Genomic DNA, 24475 nt, shown 5'->3' with positions numbered 1-24475 from the left:
TCACGCCCCGGCGAGGGGCGATGGGGGTGGCTGCCGTGATGGGAAATCGCTGGGTCACGGGGCTGTGCATCCTTGTGTCCAGCCACCCACAGGGTCAGGCGGTGTGCTGGGGGCGGGTGGTGTAAAACTTGACGGGAGTCTCGTTCGTCTGCTGCAGCACATGGCGTTTCATGCGGCCTACCACATGCATTTCACAGGGCTTGCAGTCAAAGCGCAAGGTCAGTTTCTCCTTGCCATTGATCAATATCAAGGGTTCGGCCTTGATGGTGCCCTGCACGCCCGTGACGCCCTTGGCCTGCTTGGGACACAGGCTCATCGAGAAGCGCACGCAGTGCTTGGTGATCATGAGGCTGACTTCGCCTTCTTCTTCATGCGCCTCGTAGGCCGCGTCGATCACCTTCACGCCATGGCGCACATAAAAATCGTGCGCCTTGTGGTTGAACACGTTGCCCAGAAAACTCAGCGTGTCGTCGGGGTAGGGTGCTGGCGGCTCGGCCGGTGTGGCGCGCGGCAGGCGCGCAAAGCCCTTGGCGCGTGCCGCCTCCAGCTGTTCCAGCGCTTCGCGGCGCAAGGCGTTGAGCGCCGAGGCGGGCACGAACCAGGGCTGCGAGAGCTGCAGCGCGATGTCGTTCACTGCAAAAATGCTGGCGCCAAAGCGACCGAGCTGCTCGCGCAGCGATGCCTCGGCCCTGGCGGTATCGGTGGCGCTCTGGTGTGCGTGGGCCATGCGTGCGCTGCCGGTGGTGCCGTCTTCGTCGGTCAGCGTGAGGGCAAAGCCCTCGGGTGTTTCGGCCAGTTGCACCCACAGGCCGATGCGCCGGTCGCTCGATTTTTTCTCCAGCGTGCGCACCCAGTCCATGTCGCGGTTGCGGTTGACCTCGGTGCCCTTGCGCAGATCCTTGAAGCCCTCCATCGGGTCCTTGGGGAACACGCGCCACAGGCCGACGCTGCGGGCCGACACCGGCTCGGCCCGGTTGATGGCCATGCCCACCAGCTCCTTGTGCAGGTCGTAGTAGCACAGGCCGTCGCCGTTGTGCAGCACGGTGGCGGGGTCGCTCACCTCCAGCTCCACAAAGTCGGGGCCGAGCTTGGTCACCCAGCCAATCGCCTGGCCGGGGTTCTTGGGGCTGTCGAAGGCGCCGATGTCGTCCTTGCGGCCGGTCACGAAGTAGTCGGTGAACTCGCGGTTGAAGTTCTGCAGCGGATCGGGCGTGAAGGTGAAGGTGGTGCGCCCGCTCGACGAGCGCGCCAGCGGATGGCCCGAGGCCTCGCGCTCCTCCAGGATCTCGTCGATGAGCGTGCGGTAGTGGGCGGTGATGTTCTTCACATAGCCCATGTCCTTGTAGCGGCCCTCGATCTTGAAGCTGCGCACGCCGGCGTCGATCAGCGCGCGCAGGTTGTCGCTCTGGTTGTTGTCCTTCATCGAGAGCACATGCTTGTCGTGCGCGATGAAGCGGCCCTGGGCGTCGGTCACCTGGTAGGGCAGGCGGCAGGCCTGGCTGCAGTCGCCCCGGTTGGCGCTGCGGCCGGTTTGGGCATGGCTGATGTTGCACTGGCCGCTGTAGGCCACGCATAGCGCGCCGTGGATGAAGAACTCGATGTTGGCGCGGCCCGGCGCATCCACCGGGCCCAGGGCCTTGTGCACCGCGGCGATCTGCTGCACGGTCAGCTCCCGCGCCAGCACCAGTTGCGACAGGCCCGCGTCCTGCAGAAAACGCGCCTTCTCGGGCGTGCGGATGTCGGTCTGGGTGCTGGCGTGCAGCTGGATGGGCGGCAGGTCGATTTCCAGCAGGCCCATGTCCTGGATGATGAGCGCATCGGCCCCGGCGTTGTAGACCTGCCAGGCCATCTGGCGGGCGGCTTCGAGCTCGTCGTCACGCAGGATGGTGTTGAGCGTGATGAAGATGCGGCTGTTGAAGCGGTGGGCGTGCGCGATCAGGCGCTCCAGATCGCGAATGTCGTTGCCCGCACCGGCCCGGGCGCCAAAGGCGGGGCCGCCGATGTATACGGCATCGGCGCCGTGGTTGACCGCCTCGATGCCGATGGCGGCATCGCGGGCGGGGGAGAGCAACTCGATCTGGTGGGGCAGCAAAGACATGGGGCGATTATCCCAGCGCCGGCTGCTGGGCGTGGATTTCCCGCGCATCCGTGGGTGTTGCCCGCATGGCGGGAGGCGTACCTTGGTTTATTAGTTGAAGTGATAAGCATGAAAAATTCATGCTCTATTGCTAATGGGCTGCCTGGGGCCGGGCGCGGGCGTAGGATGCGGGGTTTTTCGCACCCTTGAAGGTTGCGTGCTTCTTATATTGATGGAGATTGAGCCATGCTGCCTGTTTCTCGCCTGCGTTTTTCCCTGCAATGGACCGCTGCCGCCGCCTTGGCTGTCGCCTGCGGCGCCACGCTGGCCCAAGAGGTCCAAACCGTCAAGATCGGCCATGCCGGCCCGATTTCCGGCGGCATTGCCCACATCGGCAAAGACACTGAAAACGGCGTGCGCATGGCCGTGGACGACCTGAACACGCAGAATCTGGTCATTGGCGGCAAGAAGATCAAGTTCGTGATCGCCGCCGAGGACGACGCCGGCGATCCACGCCAGGCCACCGCCGTGGCGCAAAAGCTGTGCGACCAGAAGGTGGCCGGCGTGGTGGGCCACCTGCAGTCGGGCACATCCATTCCCGCCTCGTCGGTCTACAACAAATGCGACCTGCCGCACATCACGGCATCGGCCTCCAACCCCGACCTGACCAAACCCGGCTACAAGACGTCCTTCCGCCTCATCGCCAACGACAACGCCCTGGGCGCCGCGTTGGCCCTGTTTGCGGCCGACACGCTCAAGCTCAAGACCGTGGCCATCATCGACGATCGCACGGCCTATGGCCAGGGTGTGGCCTCGGTGTTCAAGGCCACGGCCCTGCAAAAAGGCCTGAAGGTGGTGGGCGAGGAGTTCACCAACGACAAGGCCACCGACTTCATGGCCATTCTCACGGCCATCAAGAACAAGAAGCCCGATGGCATCTTCTACGGTGGACTGGATGCGCAAGCAGGCCCCATGCTGCGCCAGATGGAGCAACTGGGCCTGGGCGATGTGAAGTACTTTGGTGGTGACGCCCTGTGCACGCCCAAGCTGCCCGAGCTGGCCGGCAAGTCGCCTTCCGTCAAGAACGTGACCTGCGCCACCGGCGGCGCATCGGTGGACAAGATGCAGGGCGGCAGCGAATGGAAGAAACGCTACGACGCCAAGTTCCCCGGCCAGTTCCAGATCTACAGCCCCTACGCCTACGACGCCGCCATGGTGCTGGTGGATGCCATGAAGCGCGCCAACTCGGTGGACCCCGTGGTGTACGGCCCCTTCCTGAGCAAGACCCAGTACAAGGGCGTGACGGCCAACATCAGCTTCATTGCCAAGGGTGAACTGGCCGCGCCTGCCGTCACGCTCTACACCTACCAGGATGGCAGCCGCGTGCCGCTGAACTGACGCGCGGTTGACGTGCACGGGACGCGCCGGGGCTTCCCGGCGCTTTCCGGGGGATTTGCCACTACAGTGAGGCCCCATGTACCTGCCGCCCCAGTTCCATTCGCACGACCCGGCCCACGCCCGCGCATTGATGCGCGCGCACCCGCTGGCCAGCCTGGTTTCCAATGACGACGCAGGGTTTCCCTTCGTCACTCATTTGCCGCTGCATGTGCAGCAGCGCGGTGATGCCCTGGTGCTGCTGGGCCATTGCGCACGGCCCAACCCGCACTGGCGCTACCTGCAGGCGCGGCCCCAGGCCCTGGTCACCTTCATGGGGCCGCAGGCCTATCTTTCGCCCTCGGTGTACCCGGATCTGGCCCGGGTGCCTACATGGAACTACCTGGCCGTGCACTGCCGTGTGCAGGCAAGTCTGGTCGAGGAGCCCGCCGCCAAGGATGCGCTGCTCAAGCAGCTGATCGGCGACCACGAACCGTCCTATGCCGCGCAGTGGCGCGCTCTGGGCGAGGACTTCGCCCGCAAGATGCTGGCGGGCATCGTGGCATTCGAGCTCGAAGTGCTGGAGCTGCAGTGCAAGCTCAAGCTCAACCAGCACCGGCATGAATCCCATGCATCCCTGTACGCGCAGTACCGGCAAGGCAATGCCGATGCCCGGGCGCTGGCGCAATGGATGGAGCGGCTGGGCATGGCGCCCGGGTCCGCGCACAACCCGGAGGTCTGAGATGCGTGCTGTTTTTGGGTTGGTGGGCTTGGTGGTGGCGCTGGCCATTGTGGGTGTGCTGGCCAAGAAGCAGCTGGCGGCCACGCGCGCACCGGTGTCTTCGCTGCAGCTGCCGGCGGCGCCCGGCGGTGCAGCCGCCCCGGCGCCAGCAGACTCGGTGCGCGCACAAGGCCAGCAGGTGCAGCAACAGGTCAGGCAGCAGATGGAGGGCCTCATGCAGCAGGCCCGGCCCATGCCCGATGATCCCAAGTAATTTTGAATGAAAATGGCCTGTGGCGCATATCAGCAAATCGCTTGATGCTATTGAATATATAGCAATGCAATTGCGGCAAGACGAGCACTGGATGCGCCAGGCGCTGGCCCAGGCGCAGGCCGCGGCGCTGGCGGGCGAGGTGCCGGTAGGGGCTGTCGTGGTGAAGGATGGCCAGGTGATTGCCACCGGCCGCAACGCCCCGGTGCAGGGGCATGACCCCACCGCGCATGCCGAAATCGTGGCCCTGCGGGCCGCGGCACAGCGGCTGGGCAACTACCGGCTCGATGGCTGCACGCTCTACGTCACGCTGGAGCCTTGCGCCATGTGCAGCGGCGCCATGCTGCATGCGCGCGTGCCGCGCGTGGTGTTTGGGGCCAAAGACCCCAAGACCGGCGCTGCGGGTTCGGTGCTCAACCTCTTCGGGCATGCCGCCATCAACCACCAAACGCAGGTGCAGGGCGGGGTACTGGCGCACGAGTGCGGCACGCTGCTGAGTGCGTTCTTTCGCCGCCGGCGCGCCCAGCAGCGCGCCGAGGCGCTGGCGCAGCATCCGCTGCGCGACGATGCCTTGCGCACACCCGACGCGGCCTTTGCCCATCTGCCCGATTACCCCTGGGCGCCGCATTACCTCAGCGACCTGCCCAGCCTCGCGGGGTTGCGCATGCACTACCTCGACGAGGGGCCCGTGCAGGCACCGCGCACCTGGCTGCTGTTGCACGCGAGCCCGGCCTGGAGCTACCTGTTTCGGCACGCAGTGCCCATCCTGCTGGCCGCCGGGCACAGGGTGGTGGCGCCCGACCTGATTGGTTTTGGTAAAAGCGACAAGCCCAAGAAAGAGGCCGTGCACCGCCCGGATTGGCACGCGCAGATGCTGCAGGAGTGGGTTACTCGGCTGGACCTGCGCAATGCCGTGCTGCTGGCGCAAACCGGTGCGCCGGACATGGCCATGTCTGCGCGCGCCACCTTCGAAGCCCCAGCGCCCCGGGGCAACGCTTATGAAGCGCCATTTGCCGATGCAGGTCACCGCGCCGGATTGCGTGCCTTTGCGCGCTTCGGAGCCCGCGTGGTGGTGGGGCCACTTTTGGGGACTTTTGATCTGGATCGCCCTGAAGCGGCCCGGCAGCTTGTCGAGCAGGCCATGCAATACTTTGACCATTGATCTCAACCGCGCACACCATCTTGTCCTCCTCACACCACCACAGCACCGAAGACGGCCACGCCCATCACCATGGCCCCCAGCACATCTACATCTACTCGCCCGCCGGCTCCATCCGCGACAAGGCGGCCTTCAAGCGGGGCATTGCGCGCCTGAAAGCCCTGGGCCACGAAGTGGAAGTGGACCCCGACGCCCAGGCCGTGCACACCCGCTTTGCCGGCGACGACGCCACGCGCCTGGCCGCCATCCACCGCGCGGCGGCCAGCGGGGCCGATGTGGCGCTCATCACGCGAGGGTCTTACGGCCTGACGCGCATCCTGCCGGGCATCCGCTACAAGGCGGTGGCCAAGGCCATCGACGCTGGCCTGAAATTCGTGGGCCTGAGTGATTTCACGGCATTCCAGACGGCCGTGCTGGCGCAGACCGGTGCCGTGACCTGGGCCGGCCCCGGTCTGCTCAGTGACTTTGGCGTCGAGGGTGAGCCCGACGACATCATGCTGGCCTGCTTCGACGATCTGCTCACGGGCCACGGTGAGGGGACGGGCTGGCGCATGGCGCGAGAAAAACCGCAGGCCGACGGCAAGCCCGCAGTGCCGGACCTGTATGTGAAAAACGCCACCCTCTGGGGTGGCAACCTGGCCGTGCTCACCGGCCTGGTGGGCACGCCCTACCTGCCTGCGGTGCGTGGCGGCATCCTGTTCGTGGAGGACGTGGGCGAGCACCCCTACCGCATCGAGCGCATGCTCACGCAACTGCTGCATGCGGGCATCCTGGCGCAGCAAAAGGCGGTGGTGCTGGGCCAGTTCACCAACTACAAGCTGGCGCCCCACGACAAGGGCTTCAAGCTGCAATCGGTGGTGGACTGGCTGCGCAGCCAGATCAAGGCGCCCGTGCTCACCAACCTGCCGTTCGGGCATGTGCAGACCAAGGTGGTGTTGCCAGTGGGGGCCAAGGTGTCGCTGTCGGTGGAGGACCGCGATGCGCTGCTGTATTGGGGGCACCAGCACTGAGAACGTGAACACGTCCTGAGGACTGATCAAAGGTGGGTGGGCTTGGATGCCCCGCCCAGCGCGCGGGGAAGCTGCCCCTGGAACAGCAGTGTCAATTGGGCCAGTGTGGCATGGGCGAGTGCCTCGCCCCGCAGTGGAGTGAGCACGGCGAGCAAATCGCTGCGCAGGTACCACAGCGCCTCTATGTCGCCTGCGTAGCGCAGCCGCATGTTCATGCGGGCGACGTCACTGCCACTGAGGCCCGCCAGGGACTGGATCATTGCATACCGGATATCTTCGAGGTCCTGGTTGCGCACCCAGGCCGTCGATGCTGGAGCATCGCGGCCCAGAAGGCCGTGCAGGCTGCTGCGAAGATTGGGTTTGTTCCAGCGCATGAAGAGTTGCAGGAATGTCCACGAGTGGCAGGGCAGTTCAAGTTACGCGGGAGCGAGACTGTGCGCAAGGGGCGTGCTCCTTTTTTTGCATAAAGACAACAAACTGCGCCCTTTTATTTCAATTCGCCGATGCGGAAGCGGTCAAGGAGACAGACACCATGGTGTGGTTACAGCGTGCAATCGTCGGATGGGTGGCAGCGGCCTTGCTGGCGGGTGCCGGCGTCGCCCTGTATGTGCAGCGTGCTTTTCCGGCACTGGACGGGCGCATCGTGGTGGACGGGTTGCGCGAGGAGGTCAGCGTGCAGCGCGACGCTGCCGACGTCACGCACATCCGCGCGCAGTCTGCGCAGGATGCGTGGTTTGCCATGGGTTACGTGCATGCGCAAGAGCGCACCTGGCAACTGGAATTCAACCGCCGCGTGATGCACGGCGAGCTTTCCGAAGTCTTCGGGCCCGCTACGCTGGAGACCGACAAGCTCATGCGCGGGCTCGACATCATGGGCCATGCACGCCAGCAATATGCCGGGCTGCCCGCCCACGCCCGCGAGGCCCTGCAGGCCTACAGCCAGGGCATTCATGCGTTCCACCAAAACCTGCCGCAGGCATTGCCGCCCGAGTTCCATGTGCTGGGGGTGAGGCCCGGTGGTACCGCCGGCGCAGTCTGGGAGCCCGAGGACAGCGTGGCCTGGGCACTGATGATGGCGCTGGACCTGGGCGGTAACTGGGGCAATGAGTTTGCCCGCCTGTCCGTGGCCAGAACGCTGGACACCGGGCGCCTGTGGCAGCTGATGCCGCCCTATCCGGGCGAACCACCCGCTGCATCTGCCGATCTGGCGTCGCTGTACCGGCAACTGGGCATCTACCGTGAGGCGCAGGCACCTTCTGCGCCCGCAGACAGCGGGGGTGAAAAGCCCGTGGCAACGGGGGCCGGGCCGCAAGAGCCTGCGGGGGGCGTGTTTTCACCAGAAGTCAGCCAGGGCATGCTGGCCTGGGCGCAGGACCTCACGCGCAATGCGGGCACCTCCGAAGGCAAGGGCAGCAACAACTGGGTGCTGGCAGGCTCGCGCACGGTCAGCGGCAAACCCCTGCTGGCCAACGACCCGCACCTGGGCCTGAGTGCGCCGGCCATCTGGTATTTCGCGCGGCTGCAGGCACCGGCGGGCGTGGCTGCAGATGGCACCCCCATCGGTGCGATCGACGCTGTCGGCGCCACCTTGCCGGGGCTGCCCTTCGTGGTGCTGGGGCGCACAGGCAGCGTGGCCTGGGGGTTCACCAACACCGGCCCCGATGTGCAGGACTTGTACCTGGAGCAGATCAACCCCGCCGACCCGACCCAATACCGCACACCCGAGGGCTGGCTGCCTTTTACGCTGCGCACGGAAACCATTCGCGTCAAGGGGCAACCGGATGTCGTGCTGCCGCTGCGCGCCACGCGCCATGGCCCGGTGCTGAGCGATGTACAAAAATCGCATGCCGAGGTGCTGGACTTGCGCAAATACGTGCTCGCGCTGCGCTGGAGCGCGCTCGATGCCGACAACCAGACGGTGCTTGCCGGCCTGCAGAGCAACCAGGCGCAGTCGGTGGACGCGCTTTTCCAGGCGCTGGAGCCCTACCACTCGCCCATGCAGAGCGTGGTGGCCGCCGATGTGCAGGGGAACATCCGCTTCAAGGCCATGGGCAAGGTGCCTGTGCGCCATGCCGGCAACGATATTCGCGGCATCGCGCCGTCGCCCGGCTGGGATGCGCGCTACGACTGGCAAGGCTGGCTGCCTTCTGCCCAGACGCCCGAGGATGATGGCCGCAGCGGCTGGGTGGCCACCGCCAACCAGCGCGTCACCGCGCCCGGCTATCCGCACTACCTCACGCAGGACTGGGTCTTGCCCTACCGCCATGACCGCATCGCCCAGCTGATAGCGGCCACCCCCCGGCATGATGCGGCCAGCATGCAGGCGATTCAGGCGGATGCCTTGTCGCTGGCCACCCAGCGGCTGCTGCCCCATCTGCGCAAGGCCGCGCCGCAGCACCTGCTGGCGCCCTCCGCGCAGGCCCTGCTGCGTGATTTTGACGGGGTGATGGACGCCAACCGGGCTGCGCCGCTGGTGTTTGCGGCCTGGACGGATGAGCTGGCGCGCGGTGTGATTGCCCCCCGTGTGGGCGACGACCGTTTCAAAGCCACCTACGGCAAACGTGACTACCGCGCGGCCCTGGAGGGCATTCTGGAGCGCGACGATGCCTGGTGGTGCCAGCCCCTGTCGTGTGCCGACCAGTCGGCTGCCGCGCTGGCGCGCGCGCTCGATCGCCTGCAGGCCGCTTACGGCGCCGACCCGGCCCGGTGGCGCTGGGGCGATGCCCACCCCGCGCTCAGCAGCCACAAGCCTTTGGGTAACGTGGCCCTGCTGGCGCCGTATTTTGATGTGAGCGTGCCTTCGCCCGGCGATGCCTACACGGTGAACGTGGGTCAGTACAACCCGGGCGACGCCAAAAACCCTTTTGTGAACCGCCATGCAGCTTCGCTGCGGGCGGTGTATGACCTGGCCGATCTGGAGCAGTCCCGGTTCATCTACCAGACGGGCCAGAGCGGGCTGGTGTTCTCGCCGCGCTACCGCGACATGCGCGCCACCTGGGTGCAGGCGGATTACCGCCACTTGCAGCGCGAGCCCGCGCACATGCGGCACGACCTGCGGCTGGTTCCTGCGCCATAGGGGTCTGCTGAGCCCTGAAATCGTTGGCTGCGAATCCGGCAAGGCTGATCCATGCGGCAGCCTCAGGATGTGAGGAAATCATGCTGCTGGCGCTTTATGGGTACGCGCTGGCAGCGACGAATAGGGAGGCAAATGATTCCGTGTCGGGCAGTATGTAGGCTACGCCGCTGGAGTGCCCGAACAAGGGGGCAATCCACTGGTCGTAGAACACCTCGGGCGTGTTGATGCAGCCGTAGCTGATGCGCTTGTCCTGCACGCCATGGCTGGCCAGGCGCTGCAGGCGCCGCTCGGCGGCGCTGACGCTGCGCACGCGGTGCAGCGAAACGGCGGCGTCGTAGTCAATCCAGACAATGTCTTCGCCGCGCAGGTTGCGGCCTGGCTCGGTCACAAAACGGCCGGCGGGGGTGGTGCGCTCCTCGGGCCGGATCTGGGCCAGCGGGCGCTGGCCGATGCCGGGCACCGAATGGTCGCCGCGCGCCGCCCCCAGCAGCACGGGGGCCGTGCCCAGCCATAGTGCCTGTGCCGAAAAGATGTGGATGCGGGCAGCCAGCTTGTCCACCACGGCAAACGGCAGGCCCTGGTTGTCGCCCGTGCCTTCGATCCAGCGCACCAGCTGGCGTGCCTGCGGGGTGGCGCGCGCAGCAGGCCAGGCGCTTTTTGCAGGGTTCTCATCCGCGGGCTGGCCGGTTGGCGCCGCCTGGGCCTCGGGCCATGCCGCAGCCGCCAGCAGTGCGCCCAGGCCACACAGCACGGAGCGGCGGCGCAGGGGCGGGGTGGTGAAGAAAAGGGGCACAGTGCCCCCATCGTAGCGGTTCGGTGCGTGCTTGCGCTGGCGCTCAACAGCCGCGCGTGACCGGGGGGGGCGCCTCGTGCCGGGGCGCTGCGTACTTGCCCAGCTCCCATTTCGCGATGGCATTGCGGTGCACTTCGTCGGGGCCGTCGGCAAAGCGCAGCGTGCGCGCACCGGCGTAGGCGTAGGCCAGCGGGAAGTCGTCGCACATGCCGCCGCCGCCGTGCACCTGCATGGCCCAGTCGATCACCTGGCAGGCCATGCTGGGCGCCACCACCTTGATCATGGCGATCTCGGTGCGTGCGACCTTGTTGCCGGCGGTGTCCATCAGCCAGGCTGCCTTGAGCGTGAGCAGGCGCGCCATGTCGATCTTGCAGCGGGCTTCGGCAATGCGCTCCTGCGTCACGGTCTGCTGGGCCACGGTCTTGCCAAAGGCGGTGCGGGAGCTGGCGCGCTTGCACATCAGCTCCAGCGCGCGTTCGGCCAGGCCGATCAGGCGCATGCAGTGGTGGATGCGCCCGGGGCCCAGGCGCCCCTGGGCGATCTCGAAGCCCCGGCCTTCGCCCAGCAGGATGTTGCTGACCGGCACGCGCACGTTGTCGAACGTCATCTCGACATGGCCGTGCGGCGCATCGTCGTAGCCGAACACGTTGAGCGGGCGGATGATGGTGATGCCCTGGGTATCGGCGGGCACCAGCACCATGCTTTGCTGCGAATGCTTGGGGGCTTCGGGGTCGGTCTTGCCCATGGTCACGAACACGGCGCAGCGCGGATCAGCGGCACCCGAGATCCACCACTTGCGGCCGTTGATGACGTATTCGTCGCCCTGGCGCTCGATGCGGGTCTGGACGTTGGTGGCGTCGCTGGATGCCACCTCGGGTTCCGTCATGGCGAAGGCCGAGCGGATCTTGCCTTCGAGCAGCGGCTTGAGCCAGCGGGTCTTGTTGGCTTCGTCGCCATAGCGCGCGATGGTTTCCATGTTGCCGGTGTCGGGCGCCGAGCAGTTGAACACCTCGCTGGCCCATTGCACGCGGCCCATGATTTCGGCCAGGGGTGCATATTCCTGGTTGGTCAGGCCGGCACCGTCATAGCCCGACGCCGCCGCGCTGTCCACGGGAAGGAACAGGTTCCACAAACCGGCGGCCTGGGCCTTGGGCTTGAGGTTCTCGATGGTCTGGAGCGCGCTCCAGCGCTTGCCGGCGGCCGTGTTGGCGGCCAGTTCGGTGGCGTAGGCGGCTTCAGCCGGGTAGATGTGGTCGTCCATGAACTGGAGCAGCCTGGCCTGCAGTTCCTTGGTTTTGGGCGAGTAGTCAAAGTCCATGGGGTTCTTCTCCTTTGGTGATCGTGGGGTGATGGCGCCTGTGCCCGTGTTGCGTCCTCAGCCCCGCTGCGCGAACGACCAGGCCAGCTCGGCCATCGGCCGCGCCGTGTCGCCCGAGGCCTTGGCCTGTGCGCTGGAGGCGGTGCCCGCCTCCACGCGCTTGGCAATTCCTTGCAGGATGGCCGCGATGCGGAACATGTTGTAGGCCATGTAGAAGTTCCAGTCGGCGCGCAGCGCCTCGGGCGTGGTGATTCCGGTGCGCTCGCAGTACCGGCGGATGTAGCTGTCTTCGCTGGGAATGCCGAGGGCGGCAAGGTCTTGCCCCGCAATGCCGCGGCCCATTGCCGCCGGAATGTGCCAGCTCATGCAGTGGTAGCTGAAGTCGGCCAGCGGGTGGCCCAGCGTGGACAGTTCCCAGTCCAGCACGGCGATCACGCGCGGCTCGGTGGGGTGGAACATCAGGTTGTCCAGGCGGTAGTCGCCATGCACGATGGAAACCTTGCTTTCATCCCGCGCGCTGGCGGGCATGTTTGCGGGCAGCCATTCCATGAGCTTGTCCATTTCGGCAATGGGCTGCGTGATGGATGCCACGTACTGCTTGCTCCAGCGGCCGATCTGGCGGTCGAAGTAATTGCCGGGCTTGCCGTAGCCGGCCAGGCCCCGGTCGGCAAACTGCACGGTGTGCAGCGCCGCGATCACGCGGTTCATCTCGTTGTAGATGGCGCCGCGTTCGGCTTGCGACATGCCGGGCAGGGACTGGTCCCACAGCACACGGCCCTGCATGCACTCCATCACATAAAAGGCGCGGCCAATCACCGACTCGTCTTCGCACAGCACATGCATGCGCGGAACGGGCACGTCGGTGCCATGCAGGCCGCGCATCACCGCAAACTCACGCTCGATGGCATGGGCCGAGGGCAGCAGCTTGGCCACGGGGCCGGGTTTGGCCCGCATCACATAGCTGGCGGTGGGCGTGTTGAGCTTGTAGGTAGGGTTGGACTGCCCGCCCTTGAACATCTCCACGGTCAGGGGGCCGGCAAAGCCCTCCATGTTCTGCGCGAGCCAGGCGCTCAGCGTGGCGATGTCGAACGCGTGCTGGTCGGAGACGGGCCGGGTGCCAACGAAGTGGTCAAAGTTGCTCATGGATGGCGAGGCGTTGGTTGTGCTTCAGTTGTCGGTTTCGGCAATGCGCATGAGTGCAGCGCGATCGCGCACCACCAGACCCCCCGGCTCGATGCGGATCGCGTCCTCGCGTTCCATGGCCTTGAGTTCCTGGTTCACCCGCTGGCGCGATGCGCCCAGCAGTTGCGCCAGCTCTTCCTGCGCCAGTTGCAGTCCGATGCGCATCTCGCTGCCATCGGACAGGCTGGGAATGCCGTAGCTGCGCACCAGATGCACCAGTTGCTTGGCCAGCCGCGCCCGAAGGGGCAGGGTGTTGAGGTCTTCCACCAGGCCGTAGAGTTGCCGGATGCGCCGCGCATGCAGGCGCAGCATGGCTTCGGAGAACTCGGTGTGCGCCGCAAGAATTTTCTTGAAGTCTGCCTTGGCCACGCACAGGATCGTGGTGTCGCCGTGCGCATAGGCATCGTGCGTGCGCCGATCCCCGTCGAAGATCGCCACATCGCCAAACCAGATGCCTGGCTCCACATAGGTCAGCGTGATCTGCTTGCCCGAGATGGAGGTGGAGCTCACCCGCACGGCACCGCGCGCGCAGGCAATCCACTCCTCGGGCGGGTCGCCCCGGGCGGCGATGAGGCCGCCGTCCTTGAAGCGTTTGACGTATGCACATCGGAGGATGTCGTGGCGCAGGGAAGGTGAAAGAGAAGAAAACCAGCGACCGGAGTTGATCGCTTCACGTTCATCAATGGTAAGAATCGGGTCGTCCATGGCCTGTCTTGTGTGTGACTGGAAACCGGTTCATTGTCGCGTGAGGGACGGACGCCTGACGTCAGGGGTGTCGCCTGCGTGTCTGCGGCCTTTGCAGAAAGCAAAACCCCCCGAAGCCTTGTGGGGCGCCGGGGGTGCGTGGATGGGTGAGGGGGCGGGCGGCTATTCGTATCTCGGCGTGCGTTTTTCCAGAAATGCCGCGATACCGGCACCCGCGTTGGCATGGTGCAGGTTCTTCACAAAGTGGTCGCGTTCGCTGGCCAGGTGCGTGGAGAGCGTTTTGTGGGGCGCTTCGGCTACCAGTTCCTTGATGCTGGACAGTACGTTGGGCGCCCGTGCGTTGAGCTGATCGGCCAGCGCCAGCGCCGTCGCCAGGGCGCTGCCCGGCTCGGCCACGCGGTTGACGACGCCCAGGGCGTGCAGGCGTTCTGCCGCAATGCGGTCGCCGCACATGAGGATTTCGGTGGCCAGCTGGCGCGGCAGTGCCTGCGCCAGGCTCCAGCTGGCGCCTCCATCGGGCGAGAGGGCTACGTTGCTGTAGGCCATCACGAACACCGCATTGCGGGCTGCCACCACCAGGTCGCACGCCAGTGCCAGCGAGAAGCCGGCACCTGCCGCTGCGCCTTCGACCGCTGCGATGACGGGCTTGGGAAAGGCGCGAATGGTTTCGATCCAGCTGTGCAGGCCTTCGATGCCTTGCGCCTGCACCTGCGGGTCGGCCTGCCGGGTGGCTTGCAGGTGCAGCAGGTTGCCACCCGAGCAGAACATGCCGTCCGCTCCTGTGATGACGACGCTGCGCACTTCGGTGCTGCTTTCTGCGACGTTGAGTGCCTCGATGCCCGCGGCATACATGACCGGGTCGATGGCGTTGCGCAGCTCCGGGTTGCGGAGTGTCAGAACCAGGGTCTGGCCCTCGCGGGCGGCTTGAAGTTGTGCGGGCATGGGGTGGTGCAGACAGGGGTTAATGCTCTTCAACGTGTGCCAGGCTCAGGCCGATGGCCCCTCGCCGGCGCAACCAGGGGCTGGGGCGATACCGTGGGTCGCCATACACCGTCTGCATGTTGAACAGCACTTCAAGGATGTTGGTGGGGCCCCAGCGGTCGCCCATGGCCAGCGGCCCGAGGGGGTAGCCGAGTCCCAGCGTGACAGCGGTTTCCAGGTCACGCGGGCTGCAGATTTGCTGCTGACAGATGTCGCTGGCAATGTTGACGATGGTGGCCACCACGCGCTGGGTGACGAAGCCACCACTGTCGCGGATCACGCTGACGGCCTTGCCGTCGCGGGCGAAGAGGGCGTGGGCTGCATCGCGAATGTCCACGCGCGTGGCCGGATTGGTGGCGAGCACCCGCCGCCGCGTTGCTGCGTCGTCGATCAGCATGTCGATGCCGATGGTGCGGGCGGGATCCAGGCGCTCCACCACGGCTACGGTGGTGATGTCGAAACCCAGCGGAGCCACCAGCGAGATGGCTGTTTGTGAGGGCGAGGTGCCCGTTTCGATTGAGGCGCCCAGGTCCTTGAGCAGCTGGTAAAGCTCGGCGCGCCGGGCGGCGCGCGGCGACACCCAGACCGGCGGAATGCTGCTCACTTCGGGCGCAGCTGGTTCGGTGGGAATCTGCGCCACGCCGTTTTCGTAGCGATAAAACCCTTCGCCCACTTTCTTGCCGAGCATTCCGCCCGCCAGACGCTGCGCTGTGATGACGCTGGGGCGAAACCGCGGTTCCTCGTAATACTGGTGGTAGATGGATTCCATCACCGGGTGGGACACATCCAGCGCTGTCAGGTCCAGGAGCTCGAAGGGCCCCAGCTTGAAACCCGCCTGGTCGCGCAGGATGCGGTCGATGGTGGCGAAATCGGCCACGCCTTCGCTGACGATGCGCAAGGCCTCGGTGCCGAAGCCACGTCCGGCGTGGTTGACGATGAAGCCCGGGGTGTCCTGCGCCTGCACCGGGGTGTGTCCCATCTGGCGTGCGTATTGGGCCAGCGCCTCGCACACCGCGGGGGCCGTCTTGAGCCCGCCGATCACCTCCACCACCTTCATCAAGGGCACGGGGTTGAAGAAGTGAAAACCTGCCAGCCGCTCGGGCCGTTGCAAGGCTGCGCCGATGGCGGTGACTGCCAGCGACGATGTATTGGTGGCCAGCACGGCCTGCGGCCCCACCACGGCTTCCAGTTGTTTGAACAGTGCCTGCTTGGCATCCAGCCGCTCCACGATGGCTTCGATCACCAGGTCGCAGGAAGCCAGATCGGCCACGGCGGCTGCGGGCTGCAGTTGACTGGCCCAGTGGGTCATCTGCTCACTGGAAATTCGCCCTTTTTGCAGCAGGCGTTGCCATTGGGCCTGAATGCTTTGGCGGGCCGACTCTGCGGCATCCGGTTGCATGTCCAGCAAGAGAACCCGGCTGCCGGCCTGGGCTGCTATCTGTGCTATGCCTCGGCCCATGGCGCCGGCACCTACGATGCCTATGGTGGAAAACTGATTTTTCATGGCGGCATTATGGCGGTGGCGTTTCAAGGCACTTGTGTGCAAAAATAACCATGCCAAAAAAAGAAACGTTTGTGAAAATACGTAAATTCATTTTCGGACTCGGGTGTTGGTTGGTTGCCAGTGGTGCAACGGCCATCTCGCTGGGGCAAAGCCGGGGATCTGTCATCCTCGGTGCTCCGGTGGATCTCGCTTTTGGTGTGCAGCCCGATGCCGGTGCGGACCTGGCTTCGTCCTGCATCACGGCCGACGTGGCATTTGGTGACTCCGCTGTCGCCGAGAACAAGATCCGGGTAACTCCCCTGGTGGACTCGTCTGCGGTGCGTGTGCAGGTGGCAGGTTCGGTGAACGAGCCTGTCGTCACGGTGACGGTGTCGGCGGGTTGCTCGGGCAATGTCACTCGTACTTACACTTTTCTGGCCGATCTGCCGGTGGCGCATGTGCCGGGTCGCGTCGTGAACATTGACCAGTTGGCGTCGGCTCCCCCAGCCGTAGCCCGTGATTCCGGCGCAGGCGCAGACCGCAGCGTGTCGTCACCTGCCGCGCGCCGCCGTGCGCAAGCGCCGGTCGAACCCAGAGAACAGGGTGAGGCTGTGGCTGCTGCACCTCTCAACCCCCCGGCCGTCAAGCCAGCAGCCCGGATTGCGCCACCGCGCCCCCCCCGGGTGGTTGCGCCCAAAGCAACTGAAAACGAAGCGCGCACTGCCAAGGCTGTCGCGCCGCCGCCCGTGCCGGAGCGCTCACGCTTGGTCATGGAGCCGCTGGATGCTTTGGCCGAACCATCGGTTGCCCTGCGGCCTTCGGCCGACATGGGGGCCGTGCCAGCCCAGTCTTCGGCATCGCAACGGCAAGAAGCAGCGGTGGCCTGGAAGGCGCTGAACACACCCTTGGAAGCGGTGCAGCGAGACGACGAACGTGTCCGCGCGCTGGAGGCCGAAATGGCTGCATTGCGTGCCAAATCAACCGCCGAGCGCCTTTCGGTGGCGGAGTTGCAGCAGCGGCTGGCATTGATTGAGAGCCAGCGCTTTCCTGCAGGCGTTGTTTACGTGCTGCTGGCCTTGCTGGCGCTGGTTTCGGTCCTGCTGGCCTGGGTCTGGACCCGGGCGCGCCGCGATGCCCAGCTGGCCATGCGGGCCTGGCGCGATTCGGTGGCGTTGAGCACCCAGCACAGCGATGCCGGTGCGCACGACCCCCATGGCCTGAGGCCGCACCCCCAGGGCACCAGGGCATCCGAAGAGTCTTCCCCGTTGGGCGAAGATACCTGTATCCTGCCTTCGGAAACGGAGCCCTTCAGTTCGAGCGAGACACCCGCACCCGCCACGCCAGAGCGTGCACAGACGCTGGCACCGGTCGCAGCGGCTGGTTTTCTCCGCGAGAGTTCCCCGCAAATCGTCAACCCGGAGGAGCTTTTTGACATCCAGCAACAGGCCGAATTTTTTGTCTCCGTGGGGGAGCACGAGCAGGCCGTGGAGGTGATGAAGCGTTACATCGCAGACCATCAGGAAACCTCGCCTTCGGCCTACCAGGAGCTCCTGTGGCTGTACCACAAGCTGGGCCGGTCGGATGATTTTTCCCGCTTGCGCGAACAGTTCAGTCGCCATTTCAATGTGCAGGTTCCCGCGTTTTCAGCGTTCAGCCACAAGGGCAGAACCCTGGAGGATTACCCCGATGCGCTGGCCGCCATCGAGGCCGAGTGGACTTCGTCGTCCGTGGTGCAGTTGCTCGAGAAGTTGCTTTTCCGGCGTGATGGCAGTGCCGCAGTGGCCCCGTTTGATCTGGCTGCGTTTGACGATCTGCTGCTGCTGCTGGCCATCGCCCAGACCACTCCGGCAAGTGCCCGCGGAGCACCGCCTCCGCGTTTGCGCACCACGCCGCTTGCATCGCCGCTGGACCGTGCGGCGTCCGTGCCTGCCGCTGGCCAATCCCCGGTTCCTGCCGTCGGCCTGCCTCTGGATTCGTTCGCCGCCAGCCGCGCATCTGATTTTGGCCCGCATGCGCCATCGGCAGGGTTGCCCGGCAATACCGCCTTGTCGCCCGGCGCAGGCCTGGATGCACCGCAGCCGGCGCTGGACCTGGATCTTTCCAAGCCTCCGCATCTCACGCTGAGCGATCAGCCACCTGTTCCGGTCACTGCTGCGCCGCGTCCGGACCAGCCCGTTGGCTTTGGCATGGCCAGCGACCTGATGGAATTGCGTCTCGAACGCGAACAGCGCAAGACCGATCCCAAGGCGTGATCAGGGGCCGGGCGCTGCGTGGCACGGCCGGTTGAAAATCCCGTTCACCGCAGTCTGCCGACACGGTGCAACCACCATGCTCCGCCAATCTCCATCTATCCAGCGGTCCCTGCTGCGGGGCTGTGCACGGCGGCCAAGCGTGCCATCAACTGGTGCGCGGCATCTTCGGGGGCGGGTGCATTGACGAGCGCGCGCACCACGGCGATGGAGCCTACGCCGGTGCCCAGCACTTCGCCAAACTGATCGGCGCCAATGCCGCCAATGGCAACCAGTGGATACTCCCGCATGAGGCGCGCATAAGCCGCCAGCCGGCCCAGGCCTTGGGGCGCCGTGGCCATTTTCTTGAGCGTGGTGGGGAATATCGCCCCCATGGCGATATAGCTGGGACCGACGGCATCGGCGCGCAGCATTTCGGCGTAACCGTGCGTGCTGACACCCAGCCGCAGCCCCGATGCCTGCAAGGTTTGCAGCTCGGCGGGCAGCAGTGCATCGAGGTCTTCCTGCCCGAGGTGGACGCCATAGGCGCCGGCCTCGATGGCCTGGCGCCAATGGTCGTTGATGAACAGCAGCGCTTGCGTGCCCTGCACGGCCTGCACGGCGGCGGCCACCTCGCGCGCCACGGCGGCGGTATCGCTGGATTTGTAGCGCAATTGCACCGTGGGAACGCCGGCCCGGGCCATGCGGCCTACCCACGCTGCATCGGGCAGCACGGCATAAAGGCCGAGCTGCCGGGGGCACGGTGCAAAGGAGTGGGGCCGGAGCAGGGGCTGCAGGCCATAGTCCTGCGGTTCGTCGGGCCACGGCGCAGCGGCGAACCGGCCGGTGCGCACCGTGCGTGCCTGCCATGCACGGGCCGCGCACTCTGCATCGTGGGCGAGGAATCCGAGGGCGCTGCAGGCCTGTAATGCCGCCTGGTACACGGGATCGGGCGATGTGGTCGCCGGTGTGGACTGCGCCGGAAAACCGGGAAACGCGCTGGCGTGGTGCAGCAAGATTTCTTGCAGCATGGTGTGGACATCACTCATGGGCGTGGTGCCAGAAAGGGGTGCCCAGCACCGGGGTGCTGGCCTGGGCGGTGTCCTGGGCGGCCATGGCGCCGGCACGGCGTGCGGCCCGGCCGGCCTGCACCGCATCGGCAAAAGCGCCGGCCATGGTCACGGGGTCTTGCGCCAATGCCACGGCGGTGTTGAGCAGCACGCCGTCGTAACCCCATTCCATGACCTGGCAGGCATGCGAGGGCAGGCCCAGGCCCGCGTCCACCAGCAACGGTACATCCAGGCGCTCGCGCAGCAGCTGGAGCGCATAGGGGTTGACGGGCCCGCGCCCGGTCCCGATGGGGGCGGCCCAGGGCATCACGGCCTGGCAGCCCACGTCCACGAGGCGCTGGCACAGCACCAGGTCTTCGGTGCAATAGGGCAGTACCTGAAAACCGTCCTTGATGAGTTGCTCGGCGGCTTCCACCAGGTTGAGCGTGTCGGGCTGCAGCGTGTAGTCGTCGCCGATCAGCTCCAGCTTGATCCAGGGGGTGTCGAACACCTCGCGGGCCATGCGCGATGTGGTGATGGCCTCCTGCACGCTGTGGCAGCCGGCGGTATTGGGCAGGATGGGCACGTTCAGGCGGCGCAGCAGCTCCCAGAAGCTGTTGCCCGCCTCGGCGCCGTGGCTGCCCTGGCGGCGCAGTGATGCGGTCAGCATGGCCGGGCGTGCGCGTTGCACGGCGGCCTCCAGTAAGGCCGGAGACGGGTAGCGGGCCGTGCCCAGCAGCAGCCGGCTGGTGAAAGGCTGGCCGTAAAGAACCAGGGCGTCGTCGCAAGGGGATGAGGTCATGGCAAGCGGGGTGTCAGCCACCCGTCACAGGAGAGATGATTTCCACCCGGTCATCTGCCAGCAGCATCTGTTCGGCATAGCGGGTGTTGGGCACGAAGACGGTGTTGACCGCGACGGCAAAGGGTGGGCGCGCCGCCACGGTGGTGATGGCATCGGCCACTGTGGCACCGTCCGGCAGTTCGTGGGGTGTCTGGTTGATCAGGATTTTCATGGGGCCGCGCGCTTGTCGTCTCCGGTGGGCAAGGCAAGATCGAAACGGGAGGCCAGCGGCGACTGGCCGGTGGCCATGAGCTCCAGCACCACATCGAGCATGGCCGGGGCAATCATGAAGCCATGGCGGTACAGGCCGTTGACTTCCAGCACCCTTGGGCGCGGCTGGCGAACCGCCGGCAGATTGTCGGGCAATGTGGGCCGGCACTGGGTAGCGATCTCCACGATGCGGGCTTCGGCAAATCCGGTGTGCACGGCATAGGCCGCGCTCAGCAGTTCGAGCGTGGACCGCACGCTGGCCGGTGAAAGGTCTTCCGATTCGATTTCGGTCGCGCCGATGACAAAGATATGGTCTTCCTTGGGTGCGATGTAGATGGGGTAGCGCGGGTGCACCACGCGCGTGGGCCGCTGCAGCGTGACCTCGGGCGCGTGCACGCGCACCACCTCTCCGCGCACACCGCGCAAGGCGCTCCACTGTCCCCGTGCGCCCAGACCCCGGCAGTCGATCAGCCAGTCGGCCTGCCCGGGGGTGCCCGGAGAGAATTCATCCGGATCGCGGGGTGTGTGCCAGTGGCAACGCACTCCCAGGCGGCCCATCTCATGCACCAGCGTGGCCAGCAGCTGGCGATTGTCCAGCTGGCCTTCACCGGGCAGGTACAGCCCCTGCATGAAGCGGTGCGCCAGGGTGGGCTCGGCCGCGGCCACGCCGGCACTGTCGAGCACCTGCATCGCGGGCAGTTCGGGAATGGTGGCCTGGGTGGTTTGCAGCAGGCGCTGCAGCCGCTGGGCCTCGGCGGCGTCCTGGCGGTGCCAGACGATCAGCGTGCCTTCCTGCTGAAAGAACACCGGTTGCGTCAGCGCTGCCAGCATTTCGCGCCAGCGCGGGAGCGAGTATTGTCCCATGCGCACAACGCCCGGTTCGGTCACGGCGGACTCGGCCAGCGGGGCCAGCATGGCGGCGGCGATGGGCGCGGCGGCATGCTCGGCGGCTGGTCCACCGCTGTCGAATACTTCGACGGCGTGGCCCTGGCGGGCCAGTTCAACGGCCAGAAGCCGGCCCATGAGGCCGGCACCCAGAATGACAATGGAGGAAGGTTGGGGGTTCATGCGTCCTTCTGTGGCAACAGGAGGACAAAACGGGGCTGTGCCGTTGCTGGAAACTCCCCACGCCAGCATGACCTGGATCGGGTAGCGGAGCCCAGCGCCGAAGCGGCTGTTGAGTGGCTCCAGGGTCTTTCTCAGTCGCGCGCCAAGCTGGCGGGACACCCCTGTTTCGTCCGTAGGCAGGCATTACAGCATATCCTTTTGCGCCCCGGATTGACCTGGCGCATAGGCCATAATTTTTGCCATGACCATTCCATCCCGTTCCGATTCCCCGCAGCCGCGCTACGTGCGCGTGCTGTCCATTGCCGGCTCCGACAGTGGTGGTGGCGCGGGCATCCAGGCCGACCTCAAGACGTTCAGCGCCCTGGGCTGCTACGGCATGACCGCCATCACCGCCATCACCGCCCAGAACACGCTGGGCGTTACGGGCATCCATGGGGTGCCGCCCGACATGCTGCGCGCCCAGATCGATGCCGTGGCGCAGGACATCGGCGTGGACGCGGTCAAGATCGGCATGCTGGCGTCGCCCGAGGTGGTGCGTATGGTGGCGCAGGCCATCCGCACCCACAGTCTTCCCCATGTGGTGCTCGATCCGGTCATGGTGGCCACCAGCGGCGACCGGCTGATCGCCAGCGAGACCGTGCAGGTGCTGGTGAACGAGCTATTTCCGCTGGCGGAGGTGGTCACGCCCAACCTCGACGAAGCGGCCCTGCTGCTGGGCCGCGCGATCGACGGCATTGACGCCCTCGAAGACGCAGCCCAGGATCTGCTGGGCCTGGGCGCGCCCGCCGTGCTGCTCAAGGGCGGGCACCTGAAGGGTGAGCGCGTGGTGGACCTGCTGGCCACGCAGGCGGGCCAGCGCAAGCGCTTTGAGAGCGCCCGCATCGCCACCCACAACGGCCACGGCACGGGCTGCACGCTGTCGTCCGCCATGGCCGCGTTTCTGGCGCAGGGGCATGCCCTGCCGCAGGCCGTGGAAAAGGCCCGCGCCTATATCCTGGGGGCCATTGCGGCCGGCGCCGACGTGCACACCGGCCAGGGCCACGGGCCGCTGAACCACGGCTATGCACCGGTGGCGCAGATGGTGTTGCGGGTTTGATGACACCAGTGCTTTATAGGCAAGCGCTGGTGGTCACAGCGCCAGCAGCTCGGCCCAGATGCATGTCGAGCATGCCGCCACGGAAAACCTCGTGCAGCCGGCTCTGCAATGTCTTCCAAGTTCAGGCCTGTTGCAAGACCGTTGGCAATCATTGCCGACCACCAGGGGGTGGATATCCTCTGTTTCTGCGGGGCTTGGGAAGTCTGGCCGGGCTTCCACCGCAACGGAAAAATCCGCGCAGTCAGTCCCCCGCGACCCCGAGCAGCTTCTGCAACCTCTCGCTGCTCGTGGTGTATTCAAGCGGCAGCTTGTGCCCTGCCAGCCACTCGGCCGCTCCGAAGGCGGCGAGTGTGGCTTCGTGGAAGCCGCTCAGGATGAGCTTGCGCTTGCCGGGGTAGGTGATGGCGTCGCCCACGGCGTGGATGCCGGGCGTGCTGGTGGCCAAGGTGGCAGGGTCCACCACGAGCTGCTTGCGTTCCAGCTGCAGGCCCCATTCGGCAATCGGCCCCAGGCGCGGCACCAGGCCCAGGCGCACGAGCAGCAGGTCCAGGGGCAGGCGCAGTGGAGTGCCCTCGGGGGTGGTCAGCTCCAGCGCCGCAAGGCGTCCTTGTTCTTCCACAATGCCGCTGGCCACGCCGATGGCGACCTCGATGCGGCCTGCCGCGCGCAGGGCCTGCAGTTGGTCCAGCAGGGCGGGCGGGGCGTCGAACACGTCGCGGCGGTGCTGCAGCGTGGTGCGGGCCGGGCGCAAGGCCTCGGGAGCGGTGGCGCAGGCGATGGCCTGCTGCACGGCGGGTTCGTCGCCGCCGTGCACCACCACGCGCTGGCCGGCGAGGTGGGTGCCTTCATCGAGGCGGTAGCGCAGCTGGCCGCCCTCGTAGGCCTCCAGGCCGGGCAGCTTGAGCGTGCGCGGCACGAACGCACCCACGCCGCTGGCGATGAACACGGTGCGGGCCTGCAGCTGCGTGCCTTGCGCGGTGCCCACAAGAAAGCCGCCCTCCGGCTGCGCCTGCAGCGTGCTCACCTGCTGGCCGAGGTGGAAGGTGGGAGCGAAGGGCTCGATCTGCGCGCGCAGGCGCTGCACCAGTTCGTGTCCGGTGCAGGCCTTGATGCCGGGAATGTCATAGAGGGGTTTGTCGCCGTACAGCTCGGCGCACTGGCCGCCGGGGTGGGGCAGTGCATCGATGACATGGGCCCGCAGGCCCTGCAGGCCGAGCTGGAACACCTGGAAAAGCCCAACGGGCCCAGCGCCGATGACGATGGCGTCGGTGCAGGGCATTCCCGAACTCAATGAACCAGGGAGCCCATGCAACGGGCCTCGCCCAGACCCGGGCCGCCGTGCAAGGGCTGCCCCGTCGCACTGGCTGCGTTCCCCTTACCGCGCGCAGCGCGAGAGAAGGGGGAAGGCGCGCAGCGCCACAGGGCGGTGGGCATTATTTCACCAGGTCCTTGACCTTGCCGGGCTTGCCATTCCACTCGTCCGCATCGGGCAGGGCGGGCTTGCGCTTGGTGATGCTCTTCCAGCCGTCGGCAAAGGCCAGGTCGGCGTTGAGCTTGATGAAGGCGATCTGGTCTGCCGGCAGGTCCTCTTCGGCAAAGATGGCGTTGGCCGGGCACTCGGGGATGCACACGGCGCAGTCGATGCACTCGTCGGGGTCGATGACGAGCATGTTCGGGCCTTCGCGGAAGCAGTCCACGGGGCACACGTCCACGCAATCGGTGTACTTGCACTTGATGCAGTTTTCGGAAACGACGTGGGTCATGGCAGGAGTTGTGTGGGTCGGTGGAAACCCTCGATTTTAAAAGCTTTCACCGACGAGATTGAAGGTGCCC

Annotated in this window: 22 protein-coding genes; 8 read left to right on the top strand and 14 right to left on the bottom strand. The window is 66.3% G+C overall.

Annotated elements, in window-relative coordinates:
* Nucleotides 1–94: 94 nt before the first annotated feature.
* On the bottom strand, nt 95–2098 hold the full coding sequence (locus K225_RS0109140; RefSeq protein ID WP_026436116.1) for a U32 family peptidase: 2004 nt from the start codon (nt 2096–2098) through the stop codon (nt 95–97).
* Between the two features lie 225 nt (nt 2099–2323).
* Between K225_RS0109140 and K225_RS0109135 the strand changes: the two genes are divergently transcribed.
* The 5 genes from K225_RS0109135 to K225_RS0109115 all read left to right on the top strand — a co-directional run bounded on the left by K225_RS0109135 (nt 2324) and on the right by K225_RS0109115 (nt 6612).
* Nucleotides 2324–3475 carry a branched-chain amino acid ABC transporter substrate-binding protein gene (locus K225_RS0109135; RefSeq protein ID WP_034712213.1) on the top strand — a complete coding sequence of 384 codons (1152 nt, stop codon included), beginning with the start codon at nt 2324–2326 and terminating at the stop codon, nt 3473–3475.
* Nucleotides 3476–3551: 76 nt separating this feature from the next.
* The gene (locus K225_RS0109130; protein WP_026436114.1) at nt 3552–4193 is read left to right on the top strand and encodes an FMN-binding negative transcriptional regulator; all 642 of its coding nucleotides are present in this window, start codon (nt 3552–3554) and stop codon (nt 4191–4193) included.
* Nucleotide 4194: 1 nt separating this feature from the next.
* Nucleotides 4195–4446: a hypothetical protein gene (locus K225_RS0109125; protein WP_026436113.1), complete on the top strand. Its 252-nt coding sequence runs from the start codon at nt 4195–4197 to the stop codon at nt 4444–4446.
* Between the two features lie 64 nt (nt 4447–4510).
* The gene (gene tadA / locus K225_RS0109120) at nt 4511–5605 is read left to right on the top strand and encodes a tRNA adenosine(34) deaminase TadA (RefSeq protein ID WP_026436112.1); all 1095 of its coding nucleotides are present in this window, start codon (nt 4511–4513) and stop codon (nt 5603–5605) included.
* A 20-nt stretch (nt 5606–5625) separates the two neighbouring features.
* Nucleotides 5626–6612 (top strand): LD-carboxypeptidase, encoded by a 987-nt coding sequence (locus K225_RS0109115; RefSeq protein WP_034712246.1) that lies wholly within the window; start codon nt 5626–5628, stop codon nt 6610–6612.
* 26 nt (nt 6613–6638) lie between these two features.
* Here K225_RS0109115 and K225_RS0109110 read toward each other — a convergent pair whose 3' ends face one another.
* Nucleotides 6639–6986 carry a hypothetical protein gene (locus tag K225_RS0109110; protein WP_026436110.1) on the bottom strand — a complete coding sequence of 116 codons (348 nt, stop codon included), beginning with the start codon at nt 6984–6986 and terminating at the stop codon, nt 6639–6641.
* Between the two features lie 158 nt (nt 6987–7144).
* Between K225_RS0109110 and K225_RS0109105 the strand changes: the two genes are divergently transcribed.
* Entirely contained in the window at nt 7145–9688 is a 2544-nt protein-coding gene (locus K225_RS0109105) for a penicillin acylase family protein (RefSeq protein WP_026436109.1), read from the top strand.
* Nucleotides 9689–9782: 94 nt separating this feature from the next.
* Here K225_RS0109105 and K225_RS20630 read toward each other — a convergent pair whose 3' ends face one another.
* From K225_RS20630 to K225_RS0109075, 6 genes are all read right to left on the bottom strand, one after another.
* Complete coding sequence (locus tag K225_RS20630) at nt 9783–10481, bottom strand: hypothetical protein (protein ID WP_034712210.1); 699 nt, start codon at nt 10479–10481, stop codon at nt 9783–9785.
* Between the two features lie 43 nt (nt 10482–10524).
* Entirely contained in the window at nt 10525–11799 is a 1275-nt protein-coding gene (locus tag K225_RS0109095; RefSeq protein ID WP_026436108.1) for an acyl-CoA dehydrogenase family protein, read from the bottom strand.
* A 57-nt stretch (nt 11800–11856) separates the two neighbouring features.
* A complete protein-coding gene (locus K225_RS0109090; RefSeq protein ID WP_026436107.1) occupies nt 11857–12942 on the bottom strand; it encodes a phosphotransferase in 1086 nt (361 codons plus the stop codon).
* Nucleotides 12943–12966: 24 nt separating this feature from the next.
* Complete coding sequence (locus K225_RS0109085) at nt 12967–13686, bottom strand: Crp/Fnr family transcriptional regulator (RefSeq protein WP_026436106.1); 720 nt, start codon at nt 13684–13686, stop codon at nt 12967–12969.
* 162 nt (nt 13687–13848) lie between these two features.
* Nucleotides 13849–14628 carry an oxepin-CoA hydrolase, alternative type gene (locus K225_RS0109080; RefSeq protein ID WP_026436105.1) on the bottom strand — a complete coding sequence of 260 codons (780 nt, stop codon included), beginning with the start codon at nt 14626–14628 and terminating at the stop codon, nt 13849–13851.
* A gap of 19 nt (nt 14629–14647) precedes the next feature.
* On the bottom strand, nt 14648–16171 hold the full coding sequence (locus K225_RS0109075; protein ID WP_026436104.1) for a 3-hydroxyacyl-CoA dehydrogenase: 1524 nt from the start codon (nt 16169–16171) through the stop codon (nt 14648–14650).
* A gap of 50 nt (nt 16172–16221) precedes the next feature.
* Here K225_RS0109075 and K225_RS0109070 point away from each other — a divergent pair, with 50 nt between their 5' ends.
* On the top strand, nt 16222–18402 hold the full coding sequence (locus K225_RS0109070) for a hypothetical protein (RefSeq protein WP_081679636.1): 2181 nt from the start codon (nt 16222–16224) through the stop codon (nt 18400–18402).
* A 95-nt stretch (nt 18403–18497) separates the two neighbouring features.
* Here the strand turns inward: K225_RS0109070 and K225_RS0109065 are convergent, their stop codons facing one another.
* The 4 genes from K225_RS0109065 to K225_RS0109050 are packed head-to-tail and all read right to left on the bottom strand — an operon-like array spanning nt 18498 to nt 21546.
* Nucleotides 18498–19427: a thiamine phosphate synthase gene (locus tag K225_RS0109065; RefSeq protein ID WP_026436102.1), complete on the bottom strand. Its 930-nt coding sequence runs from the start codon at nt 19425–19427 to the stop codon at nt 18498–18500.
* Nucleotides 19420–20229: a thiazole synthase gene (locus K225_RS0109060; RefSeq protein ID WP_026436101.1), complete on the bottom strand. Its 810-nt coding sequence runs from the start codon at nt 20227–20229 to the stop codon at nt 19420–19422. Before K225_RS0109060 ends, K225_RS0109065 begins: the two co-directional genes overlap by 8 nt.
* A 13-nt stretch (nt 20230–20242) precedes the next feature.
* Nucleotides 20243–20440, bottom strand: coding sequence for a sulfur carrier protein ThiS (gene thiS / locus K225_RS0109055; protein ID WP_026436100.1), 198 nt, complete (start codon nt 20438–20440; stop codon nt 20243–20245).
* Nucleotides 20437–21546, bottom strand: coding sequence for an FAD-dependent oxidoreductase (locus K225_RS0109050; RefSeq protein WP_026436099.1), 1110 nt, complete (start codon nt 21544–21546; stop codon nt 20437–20439). The genes thiS and K225_RS0109050 overlap by 4 nt, the downstream gene beginning before the upstream one ends.
* 241 nt (nt 21547–21787) lie before the next feature.
* Here K225_RS0109050 and thiD point away from each other — a divergent pair, with 241 nt between their 5' ends.
* Nucleotides 21788–22642 (top strand): bifunctional hydroxymethylpyrimidine kinase/phosphomethylpyrimidine kinase, encoded by an 855-nt coding sequence (gene thiD / locus K225_RS0109045; RefSeq protein ID WP_026436098.1) that lies wholly within the window; start codon nt 21788–21790, stop codon nt 22640–22642.
* A 241-nt stretch (nt 22643–22883) separates the two neighbouring features.
* On the opposite strand, the gene K225_RS0109040 is transcribed toward thiD, so the two are convergent.
* Nucleotides 22884–23921 carry an NAD(P)/FAD-dependent oxidoreductase gene (locus tag K225_RS0109040; RefSeq protein ID WP_026436097.1) on the bottom strand — a complete coding sequence of 346 codons (1038 nt, stop codon included), beginning with the start codon at nt 23919–23921 and terminating at the stop codon, nt 22884–22886.
* Nucleotides 23922–24075: 154 nt separating this feature from the next.
* The gene (fdxA, locus tag K225_RS0109035; RefSeq protein ID WP_026436096.1) at nt 24076–24405 is read right to left on the bottom strand and encodes a ferredoxin FdxA; all 330 of its coding nucleotides are present in this window, start codon (nt 24403–24405) and stop codon (nt 24076–24078) included.
* Nucleotides 24406–24475: the final 70 nt, after the last annotated feature.

The organism is Acidovorax sp. JHL-9 (genome assembly GCF_000426205.1).
Lineage (GTDB): Bacteria > Pseudomonadota > Gammaproteobacteria > Burkholderiales > Burkholderiaceae_C > Acidovorax > Acidovorax soli.
This window is presented reverse-complemented; position numbering and strand designations above follow the sequence as displayed.